Consider the following 21,576-nt stretch of genomic DNA (forward strand, 5'->3'; position numbering starts at 1 on the left):
GAACGGAACGCTCACGCGGCCCCCTCGATCAGCGCCTCGTACCCGGCGCGGTCGAGCAGGGGCGCGCTCTCGCCGTCGAGCTCGATGCGCACGAGCCACGCGCCGTACGGGTCGGCGTTGACGAGCGAGGGGTCGGAGTCGACCTCCCCGTTGACCTGGATGACGCGTCCGCTGAGCGGGGCGTAGAGCTCGCCCACCGACTTGGTCGACTCGATCTCGCCGCAGACCTGCCCGGCGACGACCGGGGCGTCGATCGCGGGAAGGTCGACGAACACGACGTCGCCGAGCTGTTCGGCCGCGTAGTCCGTGATGCCGAAGGTGGCGACGCCGCCCTCGATGAGCACCCACTCGTGCTCGGCGGTGTAGGACAGCGTGGTGGGATCGACGGTCATTTCTTCCTCCGGTAGAAGGGCGGTTCGGTCACGGTCGCGGGGATTCGCGAGCCGCGTACATCGATGAACAGGTCTGTGCCGATCGGGCTTCGGTCGCGGTCGATGTAGGCGAGCGCGATCGGGTGTCCGAGGGTGGGGCTGAGCGCACCGCTCGTGATCTCGCCGACCACCGTGCCCTCGGCGTCGAGGACGGCATAGCCCGCACGCCCTGCGCGCTTCCCCTCAGAGACGAGGGCGACCAGGACGCGTGCGTCGGATGCGGTCTCGGTCGCCCCCTTGCCGATGAAGGCGTCCTTGTCGTCGGCGACCACGCGGCCGAGCCCCGCCTGTGCCGGCAGCACGTCGCGGTTCAGCTCGTGCCCGTACAGCGGCATCCCCGCCTCGAGTCGCAGGGTGTCGCGCGCCGCGAGGCCCGCGGGGATGAGACCGAAAGGCTCCCCCGCCGTCAGGAGGGCGTCCCACAGCTGGGCTGCCGCATCCGGTCGCACGAGGATCTCGACGCCGTCCTCCCCCGTGTACCCGGTGCGCAGGATCAGCAGCGAGTGCCCCTCGAAGTCCGCCGCGCGCACACTGTAGTAGCCGAGGTCGTCGAAGCTCCACGGCGTCGGGGCATCGCCCTGGCGACGCGCGGGTTCGGCGAGTTCCAGACCGGGCAGCGCCTCGAGCACCGCGATCGCCGCCGGGCCCTGCAGAGCCAGCAGCGCCGAGTCGTCGGACACATCCTCGACCGTGACGTGGACCCCGGCGATGAATCCGAACGATCCGTCGGCGCTCACGGCGGGAGCGGGCGGCGTGAAGGATGCTCGCGCGTCGGCGAGCGCCTCGGCGACCGCGTCGTGGTTGCCCGCGTTGGCGATGATGATGAACCAGTCGTCGGCCAGGCGGTAGACGATGACGTCGTCGACGATGCCGCCGTCGGCGGCGAGCACGAGCGAGTACTTCGCCTTGCCGAGCCGCATTGTCGAGTGGCGAGCGGCGAGCGCGTAGTCGAGGAAGGCTCCCGCGTGCGCGCCCGTCACGAGGAACTCCGCCATGTGCGAGATGTCGAACAGCCCCGCGGCCTCGCGCACCGCGCGGTGCTCGGCGAGATCGGACCCGTAGCGCACGGGCATGAGCCATCCGCCGAAGTCGGTGAAGGCGGCTCCGGCCGCCTCGTGGCGGTCGCGGAGCGGGGTGGAGCGTGGATCGGTCATGAGTTCTCCCGGGTGGATGCGGGTAGGCGAGGGCCTGAGAACTCCCCCTCTGTCATGGGCCTGAGAGTTTCGAACACGCGGAGCGTGATCTTTCACCGTCGGCGGATCCGCGAGGATCGCTTTTCAGAGTCGCCCGACCGGTGCGGTACGCGTACCTGAGAGATTGGCGGGGAGGCTTGCTCCTTCGGTGCTCGGACAAGATCTCCGAGGCTCTCCCGCACCGGTCGTGGGGCCGATATTCACGTTGTCGGGCCAGCATAGCCCGACACGCCTGCGCGAGCGATCAGGGCACGCAGGCGCCGGAGCCGACGGCATCCGTCAGGGTGGGCGCGGCCTGCACGAGCGGGGCGAGCTCGTTCGCTGTGGAGGCGTAGCCGACCTCGGAGCCGTCGTCGGCGCGCGCGAAGACGATACCCACGACCTCGCCCGCCGCGTTGAGCACCGGTCCGCCGGAGTTGCCGGGACGCACCGTCGCCGCCAGCGCGTAGACCTCGCGCTGGTCGCGACCCTGGTCGTAGATGTCGGGCACCGAGACGACCCCGACCGTCTGCACCGTGGCGGTTCCCATCGTGAACGGTCCGCCGTAGGGGTACCCCTGCACGACCGCGGCGGCCCCGGGGCCGAGATCGGCGCCGATCGGCAACGCGGCCGCATCCAGATCGTCCACCGCGATCAGGGCGAGATCCGCCGTGGCATCGACGTACACGACGCGTCCCTCGCGCGCCGCGCGGCCCGGCAGCTCCACCATCGGGCGCTCGACGCCCGCGATCACATGGGCGTTGGTCACCACGCGATCGGGAGCCACGACGAAGCCGCTCCCGGTGAGGTTGCGTCCGCAGGAGTAGGCCGTCCCTGCGATGCGCGCCACCGACTGGGCCGCGGTGCTGAGGGCGGGATCGTCGAGGTCGACGGGCGGCGCCACGTCGGTCGGGGCCGTCAGCTCTCCGAACAGCGCCCCCAGCTGCGGGAGCCCCTCGTCGAGAACGCTCGAGCGAACCTGCGCCAACGCCTCATCGACGGGCCGCGGCGTGATCGTATCGATCGTGCGCAGCACCGTGGAGGATGCGAGCGCCGAGGACACGAACGGGATGCCGAGGGCCGCGACGCTCTGTCCGACCAGCGAGAGCACGAGGGCCGCGACGACCGTCATCGCCCCGGCTCCCAGCACACGATCGATCCCTCGCAGGCGGATGCGGGCCGCCCCCCGCCGCAGCGCCCGACCGAGGGCTCCGCCGAGCGAGGCGCCCAGGACCAGCAGCCCCACGGCGACACCGAGCGCCGCCCAGCCGCGCCAGGCGGCGTCGGGCACCCAGCGGGACACGACCGGTACGAGCCACCATGCTGCGGCAGCGCCGAGCACGAGTCCCGCGATCGTCCCGAGGCTCGCCAGGAGCCCCCGCCGCCATCCCTGGATCAGCACGATCACCAGCACCACGACCAGCAGGATGTCGATCACGATCGGCGGCATGCGGTCAGCGTAAGCGGCCGCGCTGACAGGGCGCCGCGAGATGCCTGGGGCGGCGGCGGATTTTGCTTCTGGTCGCGATGACATTAAGATCGTGGCGAGTTAAGGTCACCATGACACGAACTAACCCCTCTCCCGACACCGCCGACGCCGAGTCCACCGAGACGCGCGTGGCGGTCTCGACCGTGATCTTCAGCCTGCGGCGCGACGGCGACGAGGATCCGCGGCTCGTCCTTCCCCTCGTCAAGCGCACGCGCGATCCGCACGAGGGACTGTGGGCTCTGCCGGGCGGTTGGCTGGACGCCTCGGAGAACCTCGATGAGGCGGCTTCTCGCACCCTCGCCGAGACGACCGGTCTCAGCGCGAGCTACCTCGAGCAGCTCTACGCGTTCGGCGACATCGGTCGCTCCCCCAGTCGCGTCGTCTCGATCGTCTACTGGGCGCTGCTGCGCTCCGACGAGGTCGACGCGCAGAGCGCCGCGCACGCCGCAGCGGGAGACGCCCCCGAGAACGTCGACTGGTTCACGGCGACCGATCTTCCACCCCTCGCCTTCGACCACAACGCGATCGTCGACTACGCCCTGTGGCGACTGCGCAACAAGGTCGGCTACAGCCGCATCGCGCACGGTCTGCTTCCGGACGCCTTCACCCTCGCGGATCTGCGCGAGGTCAACGAGGCGATCCTGGACCGCAAACTCGACCCCGCCAACTTCCGCCGGCAGGTCGAGAACAGCAACACCCTGATCCCCACCGAGTCGTTCCGCACCGGAAGTCACCGGCCGGCACGACTGTACCGCTACAACCAGGACGTCGAGCTGGCCGATCGTGGCCCCCTCGGCCGCCCGCGAAGTCACGAATCGAGCACGACATGAGCACGACGCTGACCATCCAGCCGCGTCCCATCGATCCGTCCGTCGACCACGAGATCCAGGCGATCGTCGCAGGCGCAGGATCGGGGTCCACCTGCAACACCGACCTCGCGGCGGGCCCGTGGGACTTCGACTCCCGCCCCGGATACGGGCCCGGCGCCTCGATGGGTGACGTGATCCCCACCGGTTCCCCGCGCCAGGGCATGCTGCCCGCGGCGTACCGCGATGCGAGCGACGAGGAGCTCGACGCCCGCATCCGCCGCGCGAAAGAGACCCTCGGCGATCGCGTCGTGGTGCTGGGGCACTTCTACCAGCGCGAAGAGGTCGTGCGTCACGCCGACTACGTGGGTGACTCGTTCCAGCTCGCCAATGCCGCGCTCGAGCACCCCGACGCCGAGGCGATCGTCTTCTGCGGCGTGCACTTCATGGCCGAGACCGCCGACCTCCTCTCGCAGCCCGAACAGGCCGTCATCCTCCCCAACCTCGCCGCCGGGTGCTCCATGGCCGACATGGCCGACATCGACCAGGTCGAGGAGTGCTGGGAGCAGCTGGAGGAGCTCTACGGCGACATGGACACCCCCGACGCCGACGGCCTCGTGCCGGTCGTGCCGGTGACCTACATGAACTCGTCCGCCGCGATCAAGGGCTTCGTCGGGCGCCACGGCGGCATCGTCTGCACCTCCTCGAACGCGCGCACGGTGCTCGAGTGGGCGTTCGAGCGGGGCCGTCGGGTGCTGTTCTTCCCCGATCAGCACCTCGGACGCAACACCGCCAAGGCCATGGGCGTACCGCTCGAGCAGATGCCGATGTGGAACCCCACGAAGCCGCTCGGCGGCAGCGATGAGCAGATGCTCGCCGACGCACGCGTCATCCTCTGGCACGGCTTCTGCTCCGTTCACCGCCGCTTCACGGTCGACCAGATCGACAAGGCGCGCGCCGAGCACCCCGGAGTCCGTGTCATCGTGCACCCGGAGTGCCCGATGGCCGTCGTGGATGCGGCCGACGAGGCGGGCTCCACGGATTACATCCGCAAGGCGATCGCCGCCGCCACCGAGCCCACGACCTTCGCGATCGGCACCGAGATCAACCTGGTGCAGCGCCTCGCCGCGCAGTACCCGCAGCACGAGATCTTCTGCCTCGACCCGGTCGTCTGCCCCTGCTCCACCATGTACCGCATCCACCCCGGCTACCTCGCCTGGGTGCTGGAGGGCCTCGCCGCGGGCGAGACGCTCAACCGCATCACCGTGCCCGCCTCCGTCGCAGACCCGGCCCGCGTCGCCCTCGAGCGGATGCTGGCCGCCAAGCCCACCGGCAGCGCGGCATGAGAACGGTCGTCGTCGGCAGCGGCATCGCCGGGCTCACGGCGGCGCTCGTGGCCGCAGAGGGCGGGGTCGAAGTCATCCTCCTCACGAAGGCGGCGGCGGATGCGGGCAGCACCGCGCACGCGCAGGGCGGGATCGCCGCCGTCACCGCGGCGAGCGATTCCCCCGACGCCCATTTCGACGACACTCTGACTGCCGGGGCGGGTCTGAATGACCCCGCAGCGGTGCGGGTGCTCGTCGATGCCGGCGGCGAGACGATCCGCGCACTGCTGGCGGCGGGCGTCCCGTTCGACCGCGACGGCGCCGGCGAGCTGAGACGGGGGCTCGAGGCTGCGCACTCGGCGCCCCGCGTGCTGCACGCGGGCGGCGATGCGACGGGTGCAGCCATCGAGGCCGCCCTGCTCGCGCGACTCGCCGCGAGCGACGTGGTCGTGCGCGAGCACACGTTCCTCGCCGATCTCGTTCTGCGGGAGGGGCGGGTGACGGGCGTGGACGTCGTCGACGCTTCGGGGCGCCGGGAGCGGATCGACGCGGACGCCGTCGTGCTGGCCACCGGCGGCGCGGGTCAGCTCTACGCCCACACCACGAACCCCTCGGTCGCGACCGGCGACGGCATCGCCGCCGCGATCCGCGCGGGCGCCGCGGTCGCCGACCTGGAGTTCGTGCAGTTCCACCCCACGGCCTTCGACGGCGAGGACCCGTTCCTCGTCTCCGAGGCCGTCCGGGGCGAAGGCGCGGTGCTGCGGGATGCGTCGGGGAGACGCTTCGCGTTCGACGCCCACCCCGACGGCGAGCTCGCGCCCCGCGACGTCGTCGCCCGCGCGATCGCTCGGCAGTCGGCCGCCCAGCCCGGCATCCCGGTCGTGCTGGACGCGACGGGCCTCGGCGGACCGGAGGCTCTCGCCGCCCGCTTCCCCACGATCGACCGTTCGCTGCGTGAGCGCGGAATCGACTGGTCGACCACCCCCGTGCCGGTCACCCCCGCCGCCCACTACCTGATGGGCGGGGTCCTCACCGATCTCGACGGGCGCACCAGCGTCCCTGGGCTCTTCGCCGTCGGCGAGACGGCGCGCACCGGCGTCCACGGCGCGAACCGCCTGGCCTCGAACTCGCTGCTGGAGGGCGCTGTGTTCGGCGCTCGCGCGGCAGCGGCCCTGCTCGCCGAACCGGCGCGAGCGGCCGTTCTCCCGGTTGCGGTACCTCCGACGCCTGCCGCCCCCGCGAGCGACGCGCCCGCGTTCAGCCGGTCGGCCCTGCAGCAGTTGCTCTGGGATCACGCGGGGCTGGAGCGCGACGAGGCGGGTCTGGCGCACGCCGCATCCGTCATCGCGGCCTGGCGCCGCGCCGCACCCGTGGCGCAGAGCCTGCCCGCCCGGAGCGTCGCCGCGCTGGAGGACGCCAACCTGCTGCTGGTCGCCGAGCACCTCGTCGCCGCAGCACGCCGGCGCACGGTGTCGGTCGGCGCCCACTTCCGTCGCGACGGCGCCCCGGTCGCCGCCGCCATCGCCCAGGAGGCCGAGGCATGCTGACATCCGCCACCATCGACCGGGTCGTGTCCGCGGCCCTCGACGAGGACGCCCCCTGGGGCGACGTGACGAGCGAGACGCTCATCCCCGCGGATGCGGTCGCCACCGCATCGCTCGTCGCCCGCGAAGCCGGGGTGTTCTCGGGCGGCGAGGTCTTCGCCGCCGCCTTCCGGCTGGTCGATCCCCGCACGCGGGTCGAGCTGCTCCTCGCCGACGGTGCCGAGTTCGATGCCGGCACGAACCTGGCCACCGTCACGGGCCCCGCGCGCTCCGTGCTCACGGCCGAGCGGGTGGGACTCAACTTCGTCCAGCGGATGTCGGGCATTGCGACGCTCACGGCGGCGTACGTCGCCGAGGTCGCGCACACCGGTGCGCGGATCGCCGACACCCGCAAGACCACGCCCGGACTTCGCGCCTTCGAACGCCACGCGGTCGTCAGCGGCGGCGGCCACAACCACCGCTTCAGCCTGTCGGACGCGGTCATGGCCAAGGACAACCACCTCGCCGTGCTCGCCGCCGCCGGCGTCCCGGTCACGCAGGCGCTGCAGGAGGCACTGGCACGCCTGCCGCACACGACGCACGTCGAGGTCGAGGTCGACCGTCTCGACCAGATCGACGATGTCCTCGCGGCGGGTGTCGGGACCATCATGCTCGACAACTTCTCGATCGAGGATCTGCGAAGAGGGGTCGAGCAGATCGCCGGCCGCGCGATCGTGGACGCCTCCGGCGGTGTCACGCTGGAGACCGTGCGCGAGATCGCGGAGACGGGCGTCGACGTGATCTCCGTCGGCGCGCTCACGCACGCCGCCCGCGGGCTCGATCTCGGTCTCGACATCGACCTGCGCCTGGCCGACCCGGTGTGAGCGGCCCGATGTACCTCGACAACGCCGCGACGACGCCCGTGCGCCGCGAGGTGATCGAGGCGATGATGCCGTACTGGCGAGGCACGTTCGGCAACCCCTCCAGCCACCACGAGATCGGCGAGCAGGCGGCGTCCGCCCTCGCCGACGCGCGGGCCCGCGTGGCGGCCGTGCTGGGCGTGCGCACGGGCGACGTGATCTTCACCTCCGGCGGCACGGAGGGCAACAATCTCGCCGTCAAGGGGATCGCTCTGGGCGCGATGCTCGCCCGTGGCCGTCGCCACGTCGTGACGACGGGGATCGAGCACGAGTCCATCCTCGAGTCGGTCGCCGCCCTCGAACGCCTCCACGGCTTCGAGGCGACGGTCCTGGATGTCGACGACGCCGGCCGGGTGTCTCCGGATGCGGTCGCCGCAGCCCTCCGGGAGGACACCGCACTCGTCACCCTCGGCTACGCGAACAACGAGACCGGCACCGTGCAGGATGTGAGGGCCATCGCCGCCGTCACGACCGCGGCGCGGGTGACCCTGCATCTCGATGCCGTGCAGGCTGCGGGCTGGCTTGCGCTGTCCGACACCGGAGCCGACGCGATCACCATCGCCGGCCACAAGCTCGGCGCCCCGAAGGGCATCGGTGCCGCGGCCATCCGCGGCCGCCTCCCGGTCGAGCCGATCCTCCACGGCGGCGGACAGGAGCGCGGCAGGCGCAGCGGCACCGAGGACGTCGCCGGCGCGGTGGGGCTGGCGACAGCCCTCGAGCTCGCCGAAGCGGAACGCGCCGCATCCGCGGCCCGCGTCGGTGCCGCACGCGACGCGTTCGTCGCGCAGGTGCTCGCCGGCGTTCCGTCAGCCGCGCTGACGGGGCACCCCACCGAGCGGCTTCCCGCGACGGCGAGCTTCACGTTCGCGGGCACCAGCGGCGAAGCGGTACTGCTGGAGCTCGAACGACGCGGCATCGTCTCCTCCAGCGGATCGGCGTGCGCCGCCGGCAGCGACGAGCCCTCGCACGTGCTCGTGGCGATGGGCATCGCGCCCGAAGTGGCTCAGACCGCCGTGCGCTTCACCTTCCCCCACGACCTGGCAGTCGATCTCGGCCCCGTCGCCGAGGCGGTTGCCGCATCGGTGGCGGCGGTACGATCGGCGACGTGAGTCAGCGCCCCCTCGTCACGGTCGTCGTGCCGGGCTACCAGGTCGAGCCGTGGGCCGAGGCCGCCCTCGACTCGCTGCGCGCGCAGACGCTGTCGGACTGGACGGCGGTGCTCGTCGACGACGCGTCCTCGGATCGCACCGGCGACCTCTTCGACGCGGCCGCCGCATCCGATCCGCGCTTCCGCGTGGTGAGGCTCCCGCGACGCGTCGGGCTCGGCGCCGCCCGCAACGCGGCACTGGATACCGTCGATACGCCCTACCTCGGCTTCTTGGACGCCGACGACGTCATGCTCCCCACGGCTCTCGAGCGCTTCGTCGCCACCCTGGATGAGAGCGGGAGCGATTTCGCCGTGGGCGCGTATGTGCGTCTGCGTCCGGACGGGTCGGGCGGCTACGCCGCCGCCGACGTGCAGCCGTGGGTCAGCCGCGCGACGGCACCCGCGCGGAGGGCGACGACCCTCGAGGAGCACCCCGAGGTGACGGCGAACGTCGTCGCGTGGTCGAAGCTGAGCCGCACCGAGTTCTGGCAGCGCACCGGCCTGCGATTCCCCGAGGGGCGGCTGTACGAGGACCAGGTCGTCGCCCAGCAAATGTACGCGAGAGCGCGCCGATTCGACGTGTTGTCGGACGTCGTCGTGCACTGGCGTGAGCGCGCCGACGGCTCCTCCATCACGCAGCACGAGGAACGACTGGATGTGCTGCGCGACTGCCTGGACGCGATGAGCGAGGGGATGCGGGTGCTCGACGGCACCGGGCACACGGCCGCGGCACGCGCTCGTGCCGGGCAGCTGCTGCGCATGGACATCCCGCGCCTCGCGCGTGTGGCGGCGGCGCATCCCGACGACGAGTACCGCCGACTGGTAGGCGCGTTCGCCCGATCGGTCGCCGAGCGTCAGGATGCGGCGGCCGTCGCCCTGCCGCAGGACGCGCAGCCGCTGATCTCCGCCGCCCTGCTCTGGTGAGCGGCTCTCAGACGGTGAGCTGCTCGGCGGCGAGCGTGGCGTAGAGCCCCTGCGCCGCGACGAGCTCGGCGTGCGTGCCGCGCTCGACGATGCGGCCGTCGTCGACGACGAGGATCACGTCGGCGGCCACCACGGTCGACAGCCGGTGCGCGACGGTGATCGTGGTGCGGCCACGGGCCGCCGTGTCCAGCGCCTGCTGAACGACGCGCTCGCTGCGCGTATCGAGCGCCGAGGTGGCCTCGTCGAGCAGGAGCACGGGCGGGTCCTTCAACAGCACGCGCGCGATCGCGATGCGCTGCTTCTCTCCGCCCGAGAGCCGGTAGCCGCGCTCGCCCACGACGGTGTCGTAGCCCTTCTCGAAGCCCGTGATGACGTGGTGCACGTTGGCGGCCTCGCAGGCAGCGGCGAGCTCCTCGTCGGGCGCGTCGGGCTTCGCGTAACGGAGGTTCTCGGCGATCGTCGCGTGGAACAGGTACGTCTCCTGCGAGACGATCCCGATGCGGTCGATGACGGATGCGGCGGTGAGCGAGCGCACATCGGCGCCCGCGAACAGCACCGCGCCGCCGTCCACGTCGTAGAAGCGCGGGATGAGCGAGAGCACGGTGGACTTCCCCGCGCCGCTCGGTCCGACCAGCGCGACGTGCTGCCCGGGCTCGGCGACGAAGGACACCTCGTCCAACAGCGGGCGTGAGGAGGCGGCAGACTCCGGGTATCGGAAGATGACGTCGCGCAGTTCGACGCGCCCGACCGGGCCCGGCGCATCGGAGACGTCGATCGCGTCGGGGGCGTCACGGACGGCGGGGCGCAGGTCGAGGTACTCGAAGATGCGGGCGAACACGGCAGCGGAGGTCTGCACGTCGAGGGCCACGCGCATCAGGCCCATGAGCGGCTGCAGCAGGCGCGCCTGCACGGTCGTGAACGCGACGATCGTGCCGGCCGAGATCCCCGCATCCGCGCCGCCCGACATGAACACGCCCGCCACGAGGTAGATCACGGCGGGAACGCTCGCCATGATGACGCCCACGAGTGCGAAGAAGCCCTGGCCGCTCATCGCCTGACGAACCTGCAGCCGGATCTGGATGCGGTTCTGCGCTCCGTAGCGCTCCGATTCGCTGCCCTGACGGTTGAACGACTTCGCCAGCAGGATCCCCGACACGCTCAGGCTCTCCTGTGTGATGGCCGACAGCTCGGACAGGGACTCCTGCGTCTGTCCCGCGATGCGGGCGCGCACCTGTCCGACGCGACGCTGGATCAGCGCCAGGATCGGCATCAGGAAGACGGCGATGAGGGTGAGCCGCACATCGATCAGCACCATGGCGACGAGGGACGCGACGACGGTGACCGTGTTGCCCAGCACGCTCGTGACGGTGTTGGTCAGAACGCCCGATACGGCGCCCACGTCGTTCTGCAGCCTGGACTGGATCACCCCGGTCTTCGTGCGCGTGAAGAAGCCGAGTTCCATGGACTGCAGGTGATCGAACAGGCGCACGCGCAGATCACCCGTGACGTTGTTGCCGACCGTCGAGGTGAACCAGGTCTGCGCGACCTGCAGTCCGCCCGAGGCGAGGAAGAGCACCACCATGATCGCGACCAGGCGCACCAGCAAACCCATGTCCACCCCCGAGCCGTCGGCGGGGAAGAGCGCGTCGTCGAAGACCCGCTCGACGATGAGCGCCGGCACGACCGCGACGGCGGCACCGGCGACGACGAGCAGCGCCGTGATGATCAGGCGCGCACGGTAGGGGCGAAACAGCGCGGCGATCCGGCGTCCGAGGTGAGGGATGCGGGGAGCCTCGGCGTTGCGCAGGCGCTGGGCGGCCGCATCCACTCCGCGAAACCCCGGCGGATGCGACGGGCCGGCCATACTCATGCGCTCAGCCTAGATCTCCCCCGCGTGCCGGGATCCGAACCGGTAGTCTTGTCCGACGCGCATCGGTGCCGGCCTCGGGCGACGACCAGGCCCGACCGGATTCCGCCGTCTCGGGAATGCTCCACCCGCTCGCCGCGTTGTCTGATTCGCTCGCCACTTCCGGCGGCCGTCCCCATCCCTTTTCGATTCCGAGGAGACGACCATGCACGCCGAATCCGTCCAGACCGGTTCCGTGGCCACCACGACCGACTCCACCCCCGCAGTCCGCTCCGGCGAGAACCGCATCATCTGGTTGCTGCTCGTGGCGGCCTTCGTCGCGATCCTCAACGAGACGACGATGGGTGTGGCGATCAAGCACCTCATCACCGACCTCGACATCACCGCCGTGCTCGCGCAGTGGCTGACGACCGCCTTCATGCTGACCATGGCCGTCGTGATCCCGATCACCGGCTTCCTGCTGCAGCGACTCACGACCCGCACGGTCTTCCTGCTGGCGATGTCGCTGTTCTCGTTCGGAACGCTCATCGCCATGCTCGCACCGGGGTTCGAGGTGCTGCTCGTCGCGCGCGTCGTGCAGGCGTCCGGTACGGCCATCATGATGCCGCTGCTCATGACGACCCTCATGACCGTGGTCGCGCCCGCCGCGCGCGGGCGGATGATGGGCCGCGTCAGCATCGTGATGGCGCTCGCTCCGGCGATCGGCCCGACGATGTCGGGCTTCGTGCTGCAGTACTTCGGCTGGCGATGGATCTTCGCGATCGTGCTGCCGATCGCCCTCGTGTCCCTCGCCATCGGCGCGCGATGGATCACCAACGTCGGCACGCAGACGCACGCCCGCATCGACGTGCTCTCGGTCGTGCTGTCGGCGTTCGGGTTCGGCGGCGTCGTGTTCGGCCTCAGCCAGATCGGCGGCGGTTCGCACGAGGGCGCGACGGATGCGGCGGCCACCGCGTCGTCGATGACGCTCATCGTCTCGCTGGTCGTCGGTGTCGTGGCGCTCTCGTTGTTCGTGTGGCGACAGTTCGTCCTGCAGCGCGAGGATCGGGCACTGCTGGACCTGCGCGTCTTCCGGTTCACGAACTTCACGATCTCGGTCGTGCACTTCGCGGTGCTGTCGCTCGCCTTCTTCGGCACGATCACGGTCCTGCCGCTGTTCGCGCAGAGCGCGCTGAACCTCGATCCGCTTACGACCGGACTGATCGTGCTGCCCGGCTCTCTCGCGATGGGCCTCGCCGGTCCCTTCATCGGCCGCATCTACGACCGCTGGGGCACGCGGGTGCTGCTCATCCCCGGCTCGATCCTCACGGTGTCGCTGCTGTGGGTGTTCACAACTCTGTCGGAGACGACGCCCGTCTGGGAGCTGGTGGTGACGCAGACGCTGCTCTCGATCGGCCTGGCGATGTCGTTCACGCCGCTGTTCACCGCGTCGCTCGGCTCGCTCGCACCCCGCTTCTACTCCTACGGCAGCGCGATCGTGAGCACCGTTCAGCAGGTGGCGGGAGCTGCCGGCGTGGCCGTGATGATCACGATCATGAACGCGGGCTTCGTCGCCAACGCGGCGTCGGGCGATGCGGCAGCATGGGCGGCGGGTGCGCGCAACGCCTTCCTGTTCGCCGCGATCGTGGCGATCCCGACCATCGTCGGGGCGCTCCTCATCCGCAAGCCCGCCGATTCGATCGGCGCTTCGCCCGCGGGTCACTGACGCCGAAGCGCCCGGCAGGAGTCAGTCGATGCTGCAGGAGCCGCCGCAGCAGCCGAAGGACTCCTCCGGACTCGGCTGGCCGTTCTCGTCCTCGACGGGACGGACGTTCAGCAGCTGGATCGGCGAGGGCTTCGTGGACATGACGACCATGCTACGTCCGCTCGGCGCGCCTGTCGCCCCCGTGATGCCGTGAAGACCGCTCTCGCATCGTGGTGTCTCAGCCGCCACCGGGGCGCCGTCTGCACGAGACCCCGCGGCCACACCGGTCTGCACAATCGGTCCGGCACGTCGCGGATGTGGTCGGACCGGGAGGCGGACGCACCACTCTGTCCCGGCTCGGGCGCGCCCGCGATACCCGCACAGCGACTGGACGACGATGGGTTTCCGCACGGAGCGGCGCTCTGCGAGACCTGCTGGGGCTTCGTCCCGCTCGACGAAGGCCTGCTCGCGCCGCACGACGCCTTCCGCGGCGCCGCCGATGCGGCCGAGGCCGACCGGCGCAGCGCGTGGTTCAATGCCCACGGCTGGTGACAGGCTCTCGACCCGGCGGCCATAGGCTCGAGCGTATGAGCGATACGGGTCGGATGCGGATCGTCGTCATGGGCGTCTCGGGCGCGGGAAAGTCGACGGTCGCGCTCGCGCTGGCCGCACGCCTCGGGGGCGTCTACCTCGACGCCGACGACCTCCACGACGATGCGGCCCGTGCCAAGATGGCCGCCGGCGTGCCGCTGACCGACGAGGATCGCGCGCCGTGGCTCGGTCGCGTCGGGCTCGCCTTCGGAACGGCGGGCGAGGCAGGACCCGTCGTGATCGCCTGTTCGGCGCTGCGCCGCCGGTATCGCGATCTCATCCGCGCCGAGGCCACGGAGCCGATCTTCTTCGCGGCGCTCGAGCTCGACGAGGCCACCCTCGCGAAGCGGATGGCGGCACGTACCGATCACTTCATGCCGGTGGCCCTGCTCGCCTCGCAGCTCGACACGCTCGAGCCGCTCGAGGCTGACGAGTGGGGTGTGACGGTCTCGACGCGCGACAGTGTGCCCCACGTCGTCGCCCGGATCGTCGAGGCCCTCCCCGCTCAGGGAACGATCGAGTCCACGTAACCGCCGTCGACACGGACCGCCGCGCCGGTCGTCGCCGACGCGAGGGGCGAGGCGAGGTAGACGACCATGTTGGCGATCTCGTTCGGCTCGATGAGGCGCCCCAGCAGCGACTGCGGCCGGGCCGTGCGCATGAACTCGCGCTGCGCCTCGTCCCACGGCAGATCCCGACCGACGACCTGCGCCACGAACTCCTCCACGCCGGGTGTGTGCGTGGGTCCGGCGATGACGGAGTTCACCGTGACGCCGGTCCCCGCGGCGGCCTTCGCGAACCCGCGGGAGGCTCCGAGCACCGCGGTCTTCGAGGTGCCGTAGTGGATCATCTCGGCGGGGATGACGACGGCCGAATCGCTCGCGATGTTCAGCACGCGACCCCAGCCCCGCTGAATCATCTGCGGCAGCAGCTCGCGCGTCAGGCGCACGCCCGAGAGCACATTCGTCTCGAAGAAGCGCCGCCAGGCGGCGTCGTCGATCTCCAGCGCCTCGGCAGCCTCGAAGATCCCGAGGTTGTTCACGAGCACATCGACGCGTCCCGCCTCCGCCACCAGTGTCGCCGCCCCGGCTTCATCGGCGGCGTCCGCCACGATGCCGCGCGCCGCGTCTTCGACCTGTGCGTTGATCTCGGCGACGGCACGCGCGACGGACTCCTCGCTACGACCGTTCACGATGACCTCGGCTCCCGCCTCCGCCAGGCGCAGCGCGATCGCGAAGCCGATGCCGGCCGACGACGCGGTCACCAGGGCTGTCTTGCCCGTCAGGTCGATGGACACCATTCCGGTTCGTTCGAGTCGCATGCTCTCTCCCTCGTCTCGGCCGTCGTTCGGCGTCGGATGCGTGTGACGCTACCGGCCGCATCCGAAGCGTGTCCCCGACAGGAGTCGAGGGCTCGTCAGACGGCCGACGGGGTGGAGACCGACCCTCCGGCGGCGCGCACTTCGATGCGGCCGTCACGCCGGAGGATCGTCGCGAAGGTGCGCGTGCAGCCCCGGCAACGCACGATGGCCGCCGCCGCATCCATCTCCACGGACCACTCGGCGAGGGCGGCACTGCGGCCGCAATGACCGCACGTGAGCAGGAGGAGGGCCGGGTCGAGACCGGCGAAGGCGTCCAGCATGCCGGCGAGAGCGTTGCCGTCGACGCGTTGGGCGACGCGGCGCGGGTCGGGGCGGACGTGCGGCGTGCTGTCCATCAGGATCCTCCGAACCTCTCGGTCTTCACGCGAGCGGGATCGTGTCCCGCCGCGACCATCGCATCGGCGGCCGCCTCGACGAAGCTCGTCGGACCGCAGATGAAGGTCAGCGGATGCTGCGCCGGCATCCACGTGGCCTGCGCAATGCGCTCGGCATCGAGCCGCCCGACACGTCCGGGCCATCCGGCGGGCGCCTGGCGGGTGTAGGCCCAGGTCACGTCCAGCCCGGCGGCGCCCAGCCGTTCGACCTCGTCACGGTACAGCGCATCGGCCGCCGTGCGCACCGAGTACAGCAGCCGGAACGGCGCGCCGGTGCCTGCCGCAGCATGTGCACGCGCCATCGCGAGCAGCGGCACGATGCCGGAGCCGCCCGCGATGAGCTGCACGGGCGACGGGTCGACGGCATCCCAGACGAAGTAGGCGCCGAGCGGACCCTTGACCTCGAGCGCGTCGCCCGGCTCGGCGACGCGGACGAGGTAGGGCGACACCTCTCCCTCGGGGATCTCGTCGACCGCGATCTCGACGCTCTCCCCCGGGCCGGACGAGGCGATGGAGTACGAGCGCTCGGCCTGGTAACCGTCGGGCGCTGTGAGGCGGATGTCGAGATGCTGACCGGGGGCGTTACCCGGCCATCCGGGGACGGCGAGGGTCAGCACGCGACCGTGGGCGGTGTCGGGGACGGCGGCTGCGACGCGCGCGGCGAGCCAGTCGCTGGTTCTCACCAGTAGCGTTCCTCTGTCCACGGGTCGCCGTGCAGGTTGTAGCCGTTCTGCTCCCAGAATCCCGGGTCGTCGTGCTTCTGCATGCTGAGCCCGCGCACCCACTTGGCGCTCTTCCAGAAGTACAGGTGCGGCACGAGCAGACGCGCGGGGCCGCCGTGCTCGGGATCGAGCGGCTTGCCGTCGAACGAGTAGGCGATCCACGCCTTGCCGCCACGCAGGTCCGCCATGGGCACGTTGGTCGTGTATCCGCCGTAGGAGTGCGCCATGGCGTACTCGTACGAGGTGTCGATGCCGGCGAACAGCGTGTCGATCGAGACGCCGCGCCAGGTCGTGTCGAGCTTGGACCACCTCGTCACACAGTGGATGTCGGTGTGGACGTCCTCGGCCGGCAGCGCGAGGAACTCGGACCAGCTCCAGGAGGTGACCTGGCCCGACTCGGTGCGGATCGAGAACGACCACTCGCTCTCCGGGATGCGCGGGGTGGGCCCGGCCGACAGGACGGGGAAGTCCGCCGTGAGGTACTGACCGGGTGGGAGTCTCGGGTCGGACTCCCGCCGCCGCCCGCCGAATCCGCGTGTGAACTCCGCCATGACCGTCTCCGTCTCGTCGTTGGCTCAGGCTAGCGCCGCCGCCCGCGGCGCAGAACCCTCTGCTCCCATCGAAGTCTGCCGCGTTCTGCCGAGCGCGCACGGCACCCGTGTCGAGGCGATGCTCGACACGGGTCGCACCCCGCGCATCCGCCCGGCTCTAGCCTGTGAGGGATGCGGCCGTGCAGACGGACGGCCGGGGAGACGGAGCATGTCGCAGGTACGCAGCAGCAGTCGGAAGGTGTCCCACGGGGCGGGATTCTGGATCGTCGCGGTCGCCTTCCTGCTGGTGATGGCGTACTCAACCGTGCCGACCCCGCTGTATCCGCTGTACCAGGAGCTCGATCACTTCCCCGTGTCGATCGTGACGGTGATCTTCGCCGCCTACGCCGTCGGTGTCGTCTTCAGCCTCTTCTTCCTCGGGCACATCAGCGACTGGACCGGGCGGCGACGGATGCTCGTGATCGCCGTGCTCGTGTCCGCCGTCTCTGCCGTCATGTTCCTCGCCGTGATGAGCGTGCCGGGCCTGATCGCCGCTCGGCTGGTCAACGGCGTCAGCGTCGGGATCCTCACCGCGACGGCGACAGCGCACCTCGGCGAGCTGCGCCAGGCGGCGCGGCCCGACGAGAACGCGATCATCGCGGCATCCGTCGCGGGGGCCGCGAACATCGGAGGCCTCGCACTGGGGCCGCTCATCGGCGGGCTGTTCGCCGAGTTCCTGCCCGATCCGCTCGTCCTGCCCCACGCCGTCTTCCTGGTCGTGCTGCTGCTCGCGGCGGTCGCCCTGCTCGCCGTCCCCGAGACTGTCGCGACGCCGGAACCGCGTCCCGCGTATCGTCCGCAGCGTCTGGCGGCGCCGCCCGCATCCCGCCGGATCTTCATCGCCGCGGGCTTCGGCGCCTTCGCCGGCTTCGCTCTGTTCGGCCTGTTCACCTCTCTCGCCCCGACCTTCCTCGCCGGCACCTTCGACCAGCACGATCACCTCGTCGCCGGAGCGACGACGTTCTCGGTGTTCGGTGCGGCGGCCGCGGCGCAGGTGCTGCTCGCACGCGTGCCGGTGCGCGTGCAGCTGGGCATCGCCCGCATCGCGTGCGCCGTAGGACTCGTTCTCGTCGCCGCGGGCGCCGTCCTGCCGAACCTCGCACTCTTCCTCGTCGGCGGCGTGGTGTCGGGTGTGGGCGTGGGGCTGCTGTTCAAGGCGTCGATCGCGACCGCGTCGGCCCTGGCAGACCCGTCGCGGCGCGGTGAGACGCTCGCGCTCATCTTCCTGATCGCCTACTGCGGGCTGGCGCTCCCGGTTCTCGCCGTCGGCGTCTTCTTGACCTTCGTCGATCAGACGGTGGTCCTTCTGATCTTCGCAGCGCTGGTGTTCATCGCTACGGTGGTGGCGGCCACGATGATGCGAGCGAGAAAGGCACAGGCATGAACGATCCGACTCAGATCAGAACGGATGTGCCGCCCAGCGGCACGGGATGCGTCGAGTGCGAGCAGACGGGCAGTTGGTGGCTGCATCTGCGCCGCTGTGCCGCCTGCGGCCATGTGGGGTGCTGCGATGATTCGCTCGGCAAACACGCCACAGCCCATTGGCGCGCCACCGGGCATCGCATCATGCAGAGCTTCGAGCCCGGTGAGGACTGGTTCTGGGACTACGAGTCCGAGACGATGGCCTCAGGTCCCGAGCTGGCACCCGCCCACTCGCACCCCGTGTCGCAGCCCGCGCCCGGCCCGGCCGATCGGGTACCCGCCGACTGGCAGTCGCTGCTGCAGGACTGACCGGCCCGCGCGCCGCGTTCAGGCGAGGTTCGCCGCCACACGCACGATGAGCGCGGTGACCTCGGCAGGGTGAGTGTGCATGAGCAGGTGCGGGCCCTCCAGTTCGAGGATCTGGCGGGCCCCCGCGCGCTCATACGCCCAGCGCAGAGCGTCGGGGTTGACGATCCGGTCGGCGAGCCCGATCACGCCCCAAGCGGGTGTCGTCCGCCACGCCGCTGCCTGAGCCGGCTCGCTGAGGACTGCGGCATCGAGCGGGCGCTGGGTCACGGCGAGTACGTCGGCTTCGTCGTCGGGCAGCCCGGCGGCGGCGAGGAAGGCGAACTCCCTCTCGTCCACCGAGATGTCGCGGCGCGTGCCGTCGCCGAGCTCGGGGTAGGCGACCTCACGGAAGAACTCGACCGCCGGCGCCGCGGGGAAACGCGCGTGGATCTCCGCCGCGCTCTCGCCCTCATCCAGCACGTATCCGCTCACGAAGACCACAGCGGCGACGTTGTCACTGCGCCCTGCCACTCCGACCACGGTTGCGCCGTAGGAGTGACCGACGAGGACGACGGGGCCAGGGATGCGGGAGACGAACGCGCTGACGTAATCGGCGTCGGCGGCGAGGCTCCGGTTGGAGATCGCGGGCACCCTCACCTCGAAACCGGCGCCCTGGAGCCGCAACGCGACGGGCGACCAGCTCGCCCCGTCCGCGAATGCACCGTGCACTAACACGATCGTCGGCATCTCGGCCACCACGATCACCTCGTCTCGCATCTGATGGCTTCGACGCTAGACGTGCACGGGTCGCGAGAGCTGCGTCCGGGTGTCCCCTCTTGTCTCGACGACTGTCGAAGCGTCACGCGCCACGCCGCCTAGGAAAGCATCGACGAGCCCGTTGAATGCGTCCGTCGCCTCGAGGAACGGGAAGTGCGACGACGCCGCATCCCGCTCGAACACGTGCACGAGGGCACCCGGGATGCGCGCGGCCAGGTCGCGCTGCGAGCGGACGTCGACATGGCTTCCCTCGCAGCCGATCACGAGCACCGGGACGTCGATGCGTTCGAGCACGTCCGTCCAGTCCTGTGCCGCGTGATCGACCAGCAGCGGGAGGGCGGCGTGCACGGGCGTGTGCCGGATCTGCTCCGACACCACGCGCCACACGCCCTCATCGACCGGTTCGCTGAACATGGATCTGACGAAGCCCTGCACGACGTCGCCCTTCTCATCCGCGGCGATGGATGCGGCGAGCTGGGTCAGCCCGTCGATAGGCAGGATCGCTCCGGTCTGGGCCGAGCGTTCCGCGGTGGTCCACGGCCACGCGATGACCGCGGCGGGCTGGTCGACGAGGACGAGCGAGCGCACGCGGGCGGAGCCGAACAGTTCGAGGTAGGACCAGATGACGGATGCGCCCATGGACCACCCGAGAAGGTCCGCCCGCTCGACCCCGAGCGCGTCCAGCACGTCGCGGAGGTCGGCCGCGAGGCGTGCGATGCGGTAGCCGTGATCAGGCTTGTCGGACAGCCCGTGACCGCGCATGTCGTAGGCGATCACCCGGCGCGAGTCGGCGAGTCCGGCGAGCTGACCCTCGAAGAGCGCCGCTGTCTGACCCCAGCCGTGCAACATGACGAGAGGGATGCCGTCCCCACCGGTGTCCGAGACACGCAGTCGCACGCCGTCCGAGGTCGTCACCACCGCGCCTGCCATCAGATCCTCCCCGAGTGCTCCCAGTAGGCGGCGAGTTTCAGCGCCAGATGGAGCGTGCTGCGCGACAGGCCGTCATCGAGCGCCTCGCGCACCGGTTCCGGCATGTTCTCGAGCCGGTAGTAGAGCGTGGTCCGGTGGATGTGCAGCACGTCGCAGACCTCGCGGACGCGGCCCGCGCCGTCGAGGAACGCCTCGATGGTCTGCCGACGCAGCGGATCGGTGTCGTTCAGCAGCACGTGCGCCGCCGGTGAGAACCGGGCGAGCCGGCTGGGATCGGCGATGATGTCGGAGATCAGCAACCACGGTCCGATCTCCTCCGCCGCGGCCCGACCGCCCAGCGAGGGAAGCACCTCGGCGACCGCCGCGGCGGCGATGGCCCGATCGGCGACCTCGCGCAGGTCGTTGTCCTCCCGCGTGAGGCTGGCGGAGCCGATGGCGCGAAGAAGCACATCCGCCGAGGCCGTCTCGGCAGCGATCGCCGCATCCGTCGCATCGGTGTCGGACGCGTGCCCGAGAAAGAGCAACGAGGCGCCGTCCTCTCCCAAGAACGTGAGGCGCACCCCGGGAAGGCTCTCCAGCGCGCGCCCGAGCGCCGCCCGCTGCACCACGCCGGTGTCGTACCCGACCGCCACCGCACGCACGACGCTGCCGGGTCCCCGTTCCACGCCGTAGGAACGTACCGCCGCCGTCAGTGCGTCCCGGCGGGCGAGCACGTCCGCAGCGAGCAGATCGCGCATGACGGCGGTGCGTACCGACACCGTCGCCGTGCGCGAGTGGGTGATCAACAGGTCGCGTGAGACGGCGACGGCCGCGTCGATCGCGCGGTAGTCGTGCTCGGTGAGGGCGGGCATCCCGCCCGTGATGAGCCACAGAACGCCGACCGGCTCGTCATCCGTCCAGATCGGGATGGCCAAGCGCTCGCGGGCGTTGAAGCGGGTCAGGTCGATCGTGAGCGGGCGTCGCGACTGCAGCAGCCGCAGGCTCTCGAGGTACGCCCGCTCATTCGGAGCGGTCTGGCGACGAAGCAGGGCACGTGCCCGAACCTCGTCGATCTCGTCGCCCTGCGCGGACGCCGCGACCGGACGGTAGGCAAGGTCGTTGATCACGACGGAACGTCCGAGGGTCTCGGCCAGTTCGTCGACGACGTCTTGCAGGTTCATCGCGGAAGGTCCGCACGGACAGGGGAAGACGCGGGGGGATACGTCATGGGTGC

At 70.9% G+C, this 21,576-nt stretch carries 22 protein-coding genes and 2 riboswitches; of the genes, 11 read left to right on the forward strand and 11 right to left on the reverse strand.

Going from position 1 to position 21,576, the window contains the following annotated elements; all coding sequences use genetic code 11:
• Positions 1-11 precede the first annotated feature (11 nt).
• From gcvH to ACYVJS_RS14600, 3 genes are all read right to left on the reverse strand, one after another.
• A complete protein-coding gene (gene gcvH / locus ACYVJS_RS14590) occupies positions 12-392 on the reverse strand; it encodes a glycine cleavage system protein GcvH (RefSeq protein ID WP_137417423.1) in 381 nt (126 codons plus the stop codon).
• Complete coding sequence (locus tag ACYVJS_RS14595; protein WP_460740588.1) at positions 389-1,585, reverse strand: glycine cleavage system aminomethyltransferase GcvT; 1,197 nt, start codon at positions 1,583-1,585, stop codon at positions 389-391. The genes gcvH and ACYVJS_RS14595 overlap by 4 nt, the downstream gene beginning before the upstream one ends.
• 39 nt (positions 1,586-1,624) lie before the next feature.
• A riboswitch (glycine riboswitch) is annotated at positions 1,625-1,718 on the reverse strand.
• Positions 1,719-1,813: riboswitch (glycine riboswitch) on the reverse strand.
• A 55-nt stretch (positions 1,814-1,868) separates the two neighbouring features.
• Positions 1,869-3,053, reverse strand: coding sequence for a MarP family serine protease (locus tag ACYVJS_RS14600; protein WP_460740589.1), 1,185 nt, complete (start codon positions 3,051-3,053; stop codon positions 1,869-1,871).
• A gap of 110 nt (positions 3,054-3,163) precedes the next feature.
• Between ACYVJS_RS14600 and ACYVJS_RS14605 the strand changes: the two genes are divergently transcribed.
• Genes ACYVJS_RS14605 through ACYVJS_RS14630 form a run of 6 tightly spaced genes read left to right on the forward strand, consistent with a single transcriptional unit; the run spans position 3,164 to position 9,737 of the window.
• Positions 3,164-3,922 (forward strand): NUDIX hydrolase, encoded by a 759-nt coding sequence (locus tag ACYVJS_RS14605; protein ID WP_460740590.1) that lies wholly within the window; start codon positions 3,164-3,166, stop codon positions 3,920-3,922.
• Positions 3,919-5,244 (forward strand): quinolinate synthase NadA, encoded by a 1,326-nt coding sequence (gene nadA / locus ACYVJS_RS14610; RefSeq protein ID WP_460740591.1) that lies wholly within the window; start codon positions 3,919-3,921, stop codon positions 5,242-5,244. Before ACYVJS_RS14605 ends, nadA begins: the two co-directional genes overlap by 4 nt.
• Positions 5,241-6,770, forward strand: a complete 1,530-nt coding sequence (gene nadB / locus ACYVJS_RS14615; protein WP_460740592.1) for an L-aspartate oxidase — start codon at positions 5,241-5,243, stop codon at positions 6,768-6,770. Before nadA ends, nadB begins: the two co-directional genes overlap by 4 nt.
• A complete protein-coding gene (gene nadC / locus ACYVJS_RS14620; protein ID WP_460740593.1) occupies positions 6,764-7,630 on the forward strand; it encodes a carboxylating nicotinate-nucleotide diphosphorylase in 867 nt (288 codons plus the stop codon). The genes nadB and nadC overlap by 7 nt, the downstream gene beginning before the upstream one ends.
• An 8-nt stretch (positions 7,631-7,638) precedes the next feature.
• Positions 7,639-8,775 (forward strand): cysteine desulfurase family protein, encoded by a 1,137-nt coding sequence (locus ACYVJS_RS14625; protein ID WP_460740594.1) that lies wholly within the window; start codon positions 7,639-7,641, stop codon positions 8,773-8,775.
• Positions 8,772-9,737: a glycosyltransferase family 2 protein gene (locus ACYVJS_RS14630; protein WP_460740595.1), complete on the forward strand. Its 966-nt coding sequence runs from the start codon at positions 8,772-8,774 to the stop codon at positions 9,735-9,737. The genes ACYVJS_RS14625 and ACYVJS_RS14630 overlap by 4 nt, the downstream gene beginning before the upstream one ends.
• Positions 9,738-9,744: 7 nt before the next feature.
• Here the strand turns inward: ACYVJS_RS14630 and ACYVJS_RS14635 are convergent, their stop codons facing one another.
• A complete protein-coding gene (locus ACYVJS_RS14635) occupies positions 9,745-11,607 on the reverse strand; it encodes an ABC transporter ATP-binding protein (protein WP_460740596.1) in 1,863 nt (620 codons plus the stop codon).
• Between the two features lie 202 nt (positions 11,608-11,809).
• Here ACYVJS_RS14635 and ACYVJS_RS14640 point away from each other — a divergent pair, with 202 nt between their 5' ends.
• The 3 genes from ACYVJS_RS14640 to ACYVJS_RS14650 all read left to right on the forward strand — a co-directional run bounded on the left by ACYVJS_RS14640 (position 11,810) and on the right by ACYVJS_RS14650 (position 14,409).
• Positions 11,810-13,309, forward strand: a complete 1,500-nt coding sequence (locus tag ACYVJS_RS14640) for a DHA2 family efflux MFS transporter permease subunit (RefSeq protein WP_460740597.1) — start codon at positions 11,810-11,812, stop codon at positions 13,307-13,309.
• Between the two features lie 189 nt (positions 13,310-13,498).
• Positions 13,499-13,840, forward strand: a complete 342-nt coding sequence (locus ACYVJS_RS14645; protein WP_460740598.1) for a hypothetical protein — start codon at positions 13,499-13,501, stop codon at positions 13,838-13,840.
• Between the two features lie 35 nt (positions 13,841-13,875).
• The gene (locus tag ACYVJS_RS14650; RefSeq protein WP_460740599.1) at positions 13,876-14,409 is read left to right on the forward strand and encodes a gluconokinase; all 534 of its coding nucleotides are present in this window, start codon (positions 13,876-13,878) and stop codon (positions 14,407-14,409) included.
• On the opposite strand, the gene ACYVJS_RS14655 is transcribed toward ACYVJS_RS14650, so the two are convergent.
• The 4 genes from ACYVJS_RS14655 to ACYVJS_RS14670 form a co-directional block, all read right to left on the reverse strand.
• Positions 14,385-15,176, reverse strand: a complete 792-nt coding sequence (locus ACYVJS_RS14655; protein WP_460740830.1) for an SDR family NAD(P)-dependent oxidoreductase — start codon at positions 15,174-15,176, stop codon at positions 14,385-14,387. The two genes, ACYVJS_RS14650 and ACYVJS_RS14655, sit on opposite strands and share 25 nt — an antisense overlap.
• 119 nt (positions 15,177-15,295) lie before the next feature.
• The gene (locus ACYVJS_RS14660) at positions 15,296-15,595 is read right to left on the reverse strand and encodes a DUF6510 family protein (RefSeq protein WP_243227471.1); all 300 of its coding nucleotides are present in this window, start codon (positions 15,593-15,595) and stop codon (positions 15,296-15,298) included.
• Positions 15,595-16,317, reverse strand: coding sequence for an FAD-binding oxidoreductase (locus ACYVJS_RS14665; RefSeq protein WP_460740600.1), 723 nt, complete (start codon positions 16,315-16,317; stop codon positions 15,595-15,597). Before ACYVJS_RS14665 ends, ACYVJS_RS14660 begins: the two co-directional genes overlap by 1 nt.
• Positions 16,314-16,907, reverse strand: a complete 594-nt coding sequence (locus tag ACYVJS_RS14670) for a sulfite oxidase-like oxidoreductase (protein WP_460740601.1) — start codon at positions 16,905-16,907, stop codon at positions 16,314-16,316. The genes ACYVJS_RS14665 and ACYVJS_RS14670 overlap by 4 nt, the downstream gene beginning before the upstream one ends.
• A gap of 208 nt (positions 16,908-17,115) precedes the next feature.
• On the opposite strand from ACYVJS_RS14670, the gene ACYVJS_RS14675 reads away from it, so the two are divergent.
• Both ACYVJS_RS14675 and ACYVJS_RS14680 read left to right on the forward strand, forming a co-directional pair.
• Positions 17,116-18,330, forward strand: coding sequence for an MFS transporter (locus tag ACYVJS_RS14675; protein WP_460740602.1), 1,215 nt, complete (start codon positions 17,116-17,118; stop codon positions 18,328-18,330).
• Positions 18,327-18,677, forward strand: a complete 351-nt coding sequence (locus ACYVJS_RS14680) for a UBP-type zinc finger domain-containing protein (protein ID WP_460740603.1) — start codon at positions 18,327-18,329, stop codon at positions 18,675-18,677. Before ACYVJS_RS14675 ends, ACYVJS_RS14680 begins: the two co-directional genes overlap by 4 nt.
• Positions 18,678-18,695: 18 nt before the next feature.
• Here ACYVJS_RS14680 and ACYVJS_RS14685 read toward each other — a convergent pair whose 3' ends face one another.
• From ACYVJS_RS14685 to ACYVJS_RS14695, 3 genes are read right to left on the reverse strand one after another with little or no spacing between them, the layout of a single operon-like run.
• Positions 18,696-19,433 carry an alpha/beta hydrolase gene (locus ACYVJS_RS14685; protein WP_460740604.1) on the reverse strand — a complete coding sequence of 246 codons (738 nt, stop codon included), beginning with the start codon at positions 19,431-19,433 and terminating at the stop codon, positions 18,696-18,698.
• A gap of 15 nt (positions 19,434-19,448) precedes the next feature.
• Positions 19,449-20,363, reverse strand: coding sequence for an alpha/beta fold hydrolase (locus ACYVJS_RS14690; RefSeq protein WP_460740605.1), 915 nt, complete (start codon positions 20,361-20,363; stop codon positions 19,449-19,451).
• Positions 20,363-21,523, reverse strand: a complete 1,161-nt coding sequence (locus ACYVJS_RS14695) for a helix-turn-helix domain-containing protein (RefSeq protein WP_460740606.1) — start codon at positions 21,521-21,523, stop codon at positions 20,363-20,365. The genes ACYVJS_RS14690 and ACYVJS_RS14695 overlap by 1 nt, the downstream gene beginning before the upstream one ends.
• Between the last annotated feature and the right edge of the window lie 53 nt (positions 21,524-21,576).

Source organism: Microbacterium neimengense, assembly GCF_054782995.1.

Coding starts and splice junctions, on each gene's coding strand:
- ACYVJS_RS14675 (WP_460740602.1), top strand. CDS start 17,116: ATGTCGCAGGTACGCAGCAGCAGTCGGAAGGTGTCCCACGGGGCGGGA.
- ACYVJS_RS14690 (WP_460740605.1), bottom strand. CDS start 20,363: ATGGCAGGCGCGGTGGTGACGACCTCGGACGGCGTGCGACTGCGTGTC.
- nadB (WP_460740592.1), top strand. CDS start 5,241: ATGAGAACGGTCGTCGTCGGCAGCGGCATCGCCGGGCTCACGGCGGCG.
- nadA (WP_460740591.1), top strand. CDS start 3,919: ATGAGCACGACGCTGACCATCCAGCCGCGTCCCATCGATCCGTCCGTC.
- nadC (WP_460740593.1), top strand. CDS start 6,764: ATGCTGACATCCGCCACCATCGACCGGGTCGTGTCCGCGGCCCTCGAC.
- ACYVJS_RS14660 (WP_243227471.1), bottom strand. CDS start 15,595: ATGGACAGCACGCCGCACGTCCGCCCCGACCCGCGCCGCGTCGCCCAA.
- ACYVJS_RS14595 (WP_460740588.1), bottom strand. CDS start 1,585: ATGACCGATCCACGCTCCACCCCGCTCCGCGACCGCCACGAGGCGGCC.
- ACYVJS_RS14670 (WP_460740601.1), bottom strand. CDS start 16,907: ATGGCGGAGTTCACACGCGGATTCGGCGGGCGGCGGCGGGAGTCCGAC.
- ACYVJS_RS14625 (WP_460740594.1), top strand. CDS start 7,639: ATGTACCTCGACAACGCCGCGACGACGCCCGTGCGCCGCGAGGTGATC.
- ACYVJS_RS14695 (WP_460740606.1), bottom strand. CDS start 21,523: ATGAACCTGCAAGACGTCGTCGACGAACTGGCCGAGACCCTCGGACGT.
- ACYVJS_RS14635 (WP_460740596.1), bottom strand. CDS start 11,607: ATGAGTATGGCCGGCCCGTCGCATCCGCCGGGGTTTCGCGGAGTGGAT.
- ACYVJS_RS14650 (WP_460740599.1), top strand. CDS start 13,876: ATGAGCGATACGGGTCGGATGCGGATCGTCGTCATGGGCGTCTCGGGC.
- ACYVJS_RS14605 (WP_460740590.1), top strand. CDS start 3,164: ATGACACGAACTAACCCCTCTCCCGACACCGCCGACGCCGAGTCCACC.
- ACYVJS_RS14600 (WP_460740589.1), bottom strand. CDS start 3,053: ATGCCGCCGATCGTGATCGACATCCTGCTGGTCGTGGTGCTGGTGATC.
- ACYVJS_RS14680 (WP_460740603.1), top strand. CDS start 18,327: ATGAACGATCCGACTCAGATCAGAACGGATGTGCCGCCCAGCGGCACG.
- gcvH (WP_137417423.1), bottom strand. CDS start 392: ATGACCGTCGATCCCACCACGCTGTCCTACACCGCCGAGCACGAGTGG.
- ACYVJS_RS14640 (WP_460740597.1), top strand. CDS start 11,810: ATGCACGCCGAATCCGTCCAGACCGGTTCCGTGGCCACCACGACCGAC.
- ACYVJS_RS14685 (WP_460740604.1), bottom strand. CDS start 19,433: ATGCGAGACGAGGTGATCGTGGTGGCCGAGATGCCGACGATCGTGTTA.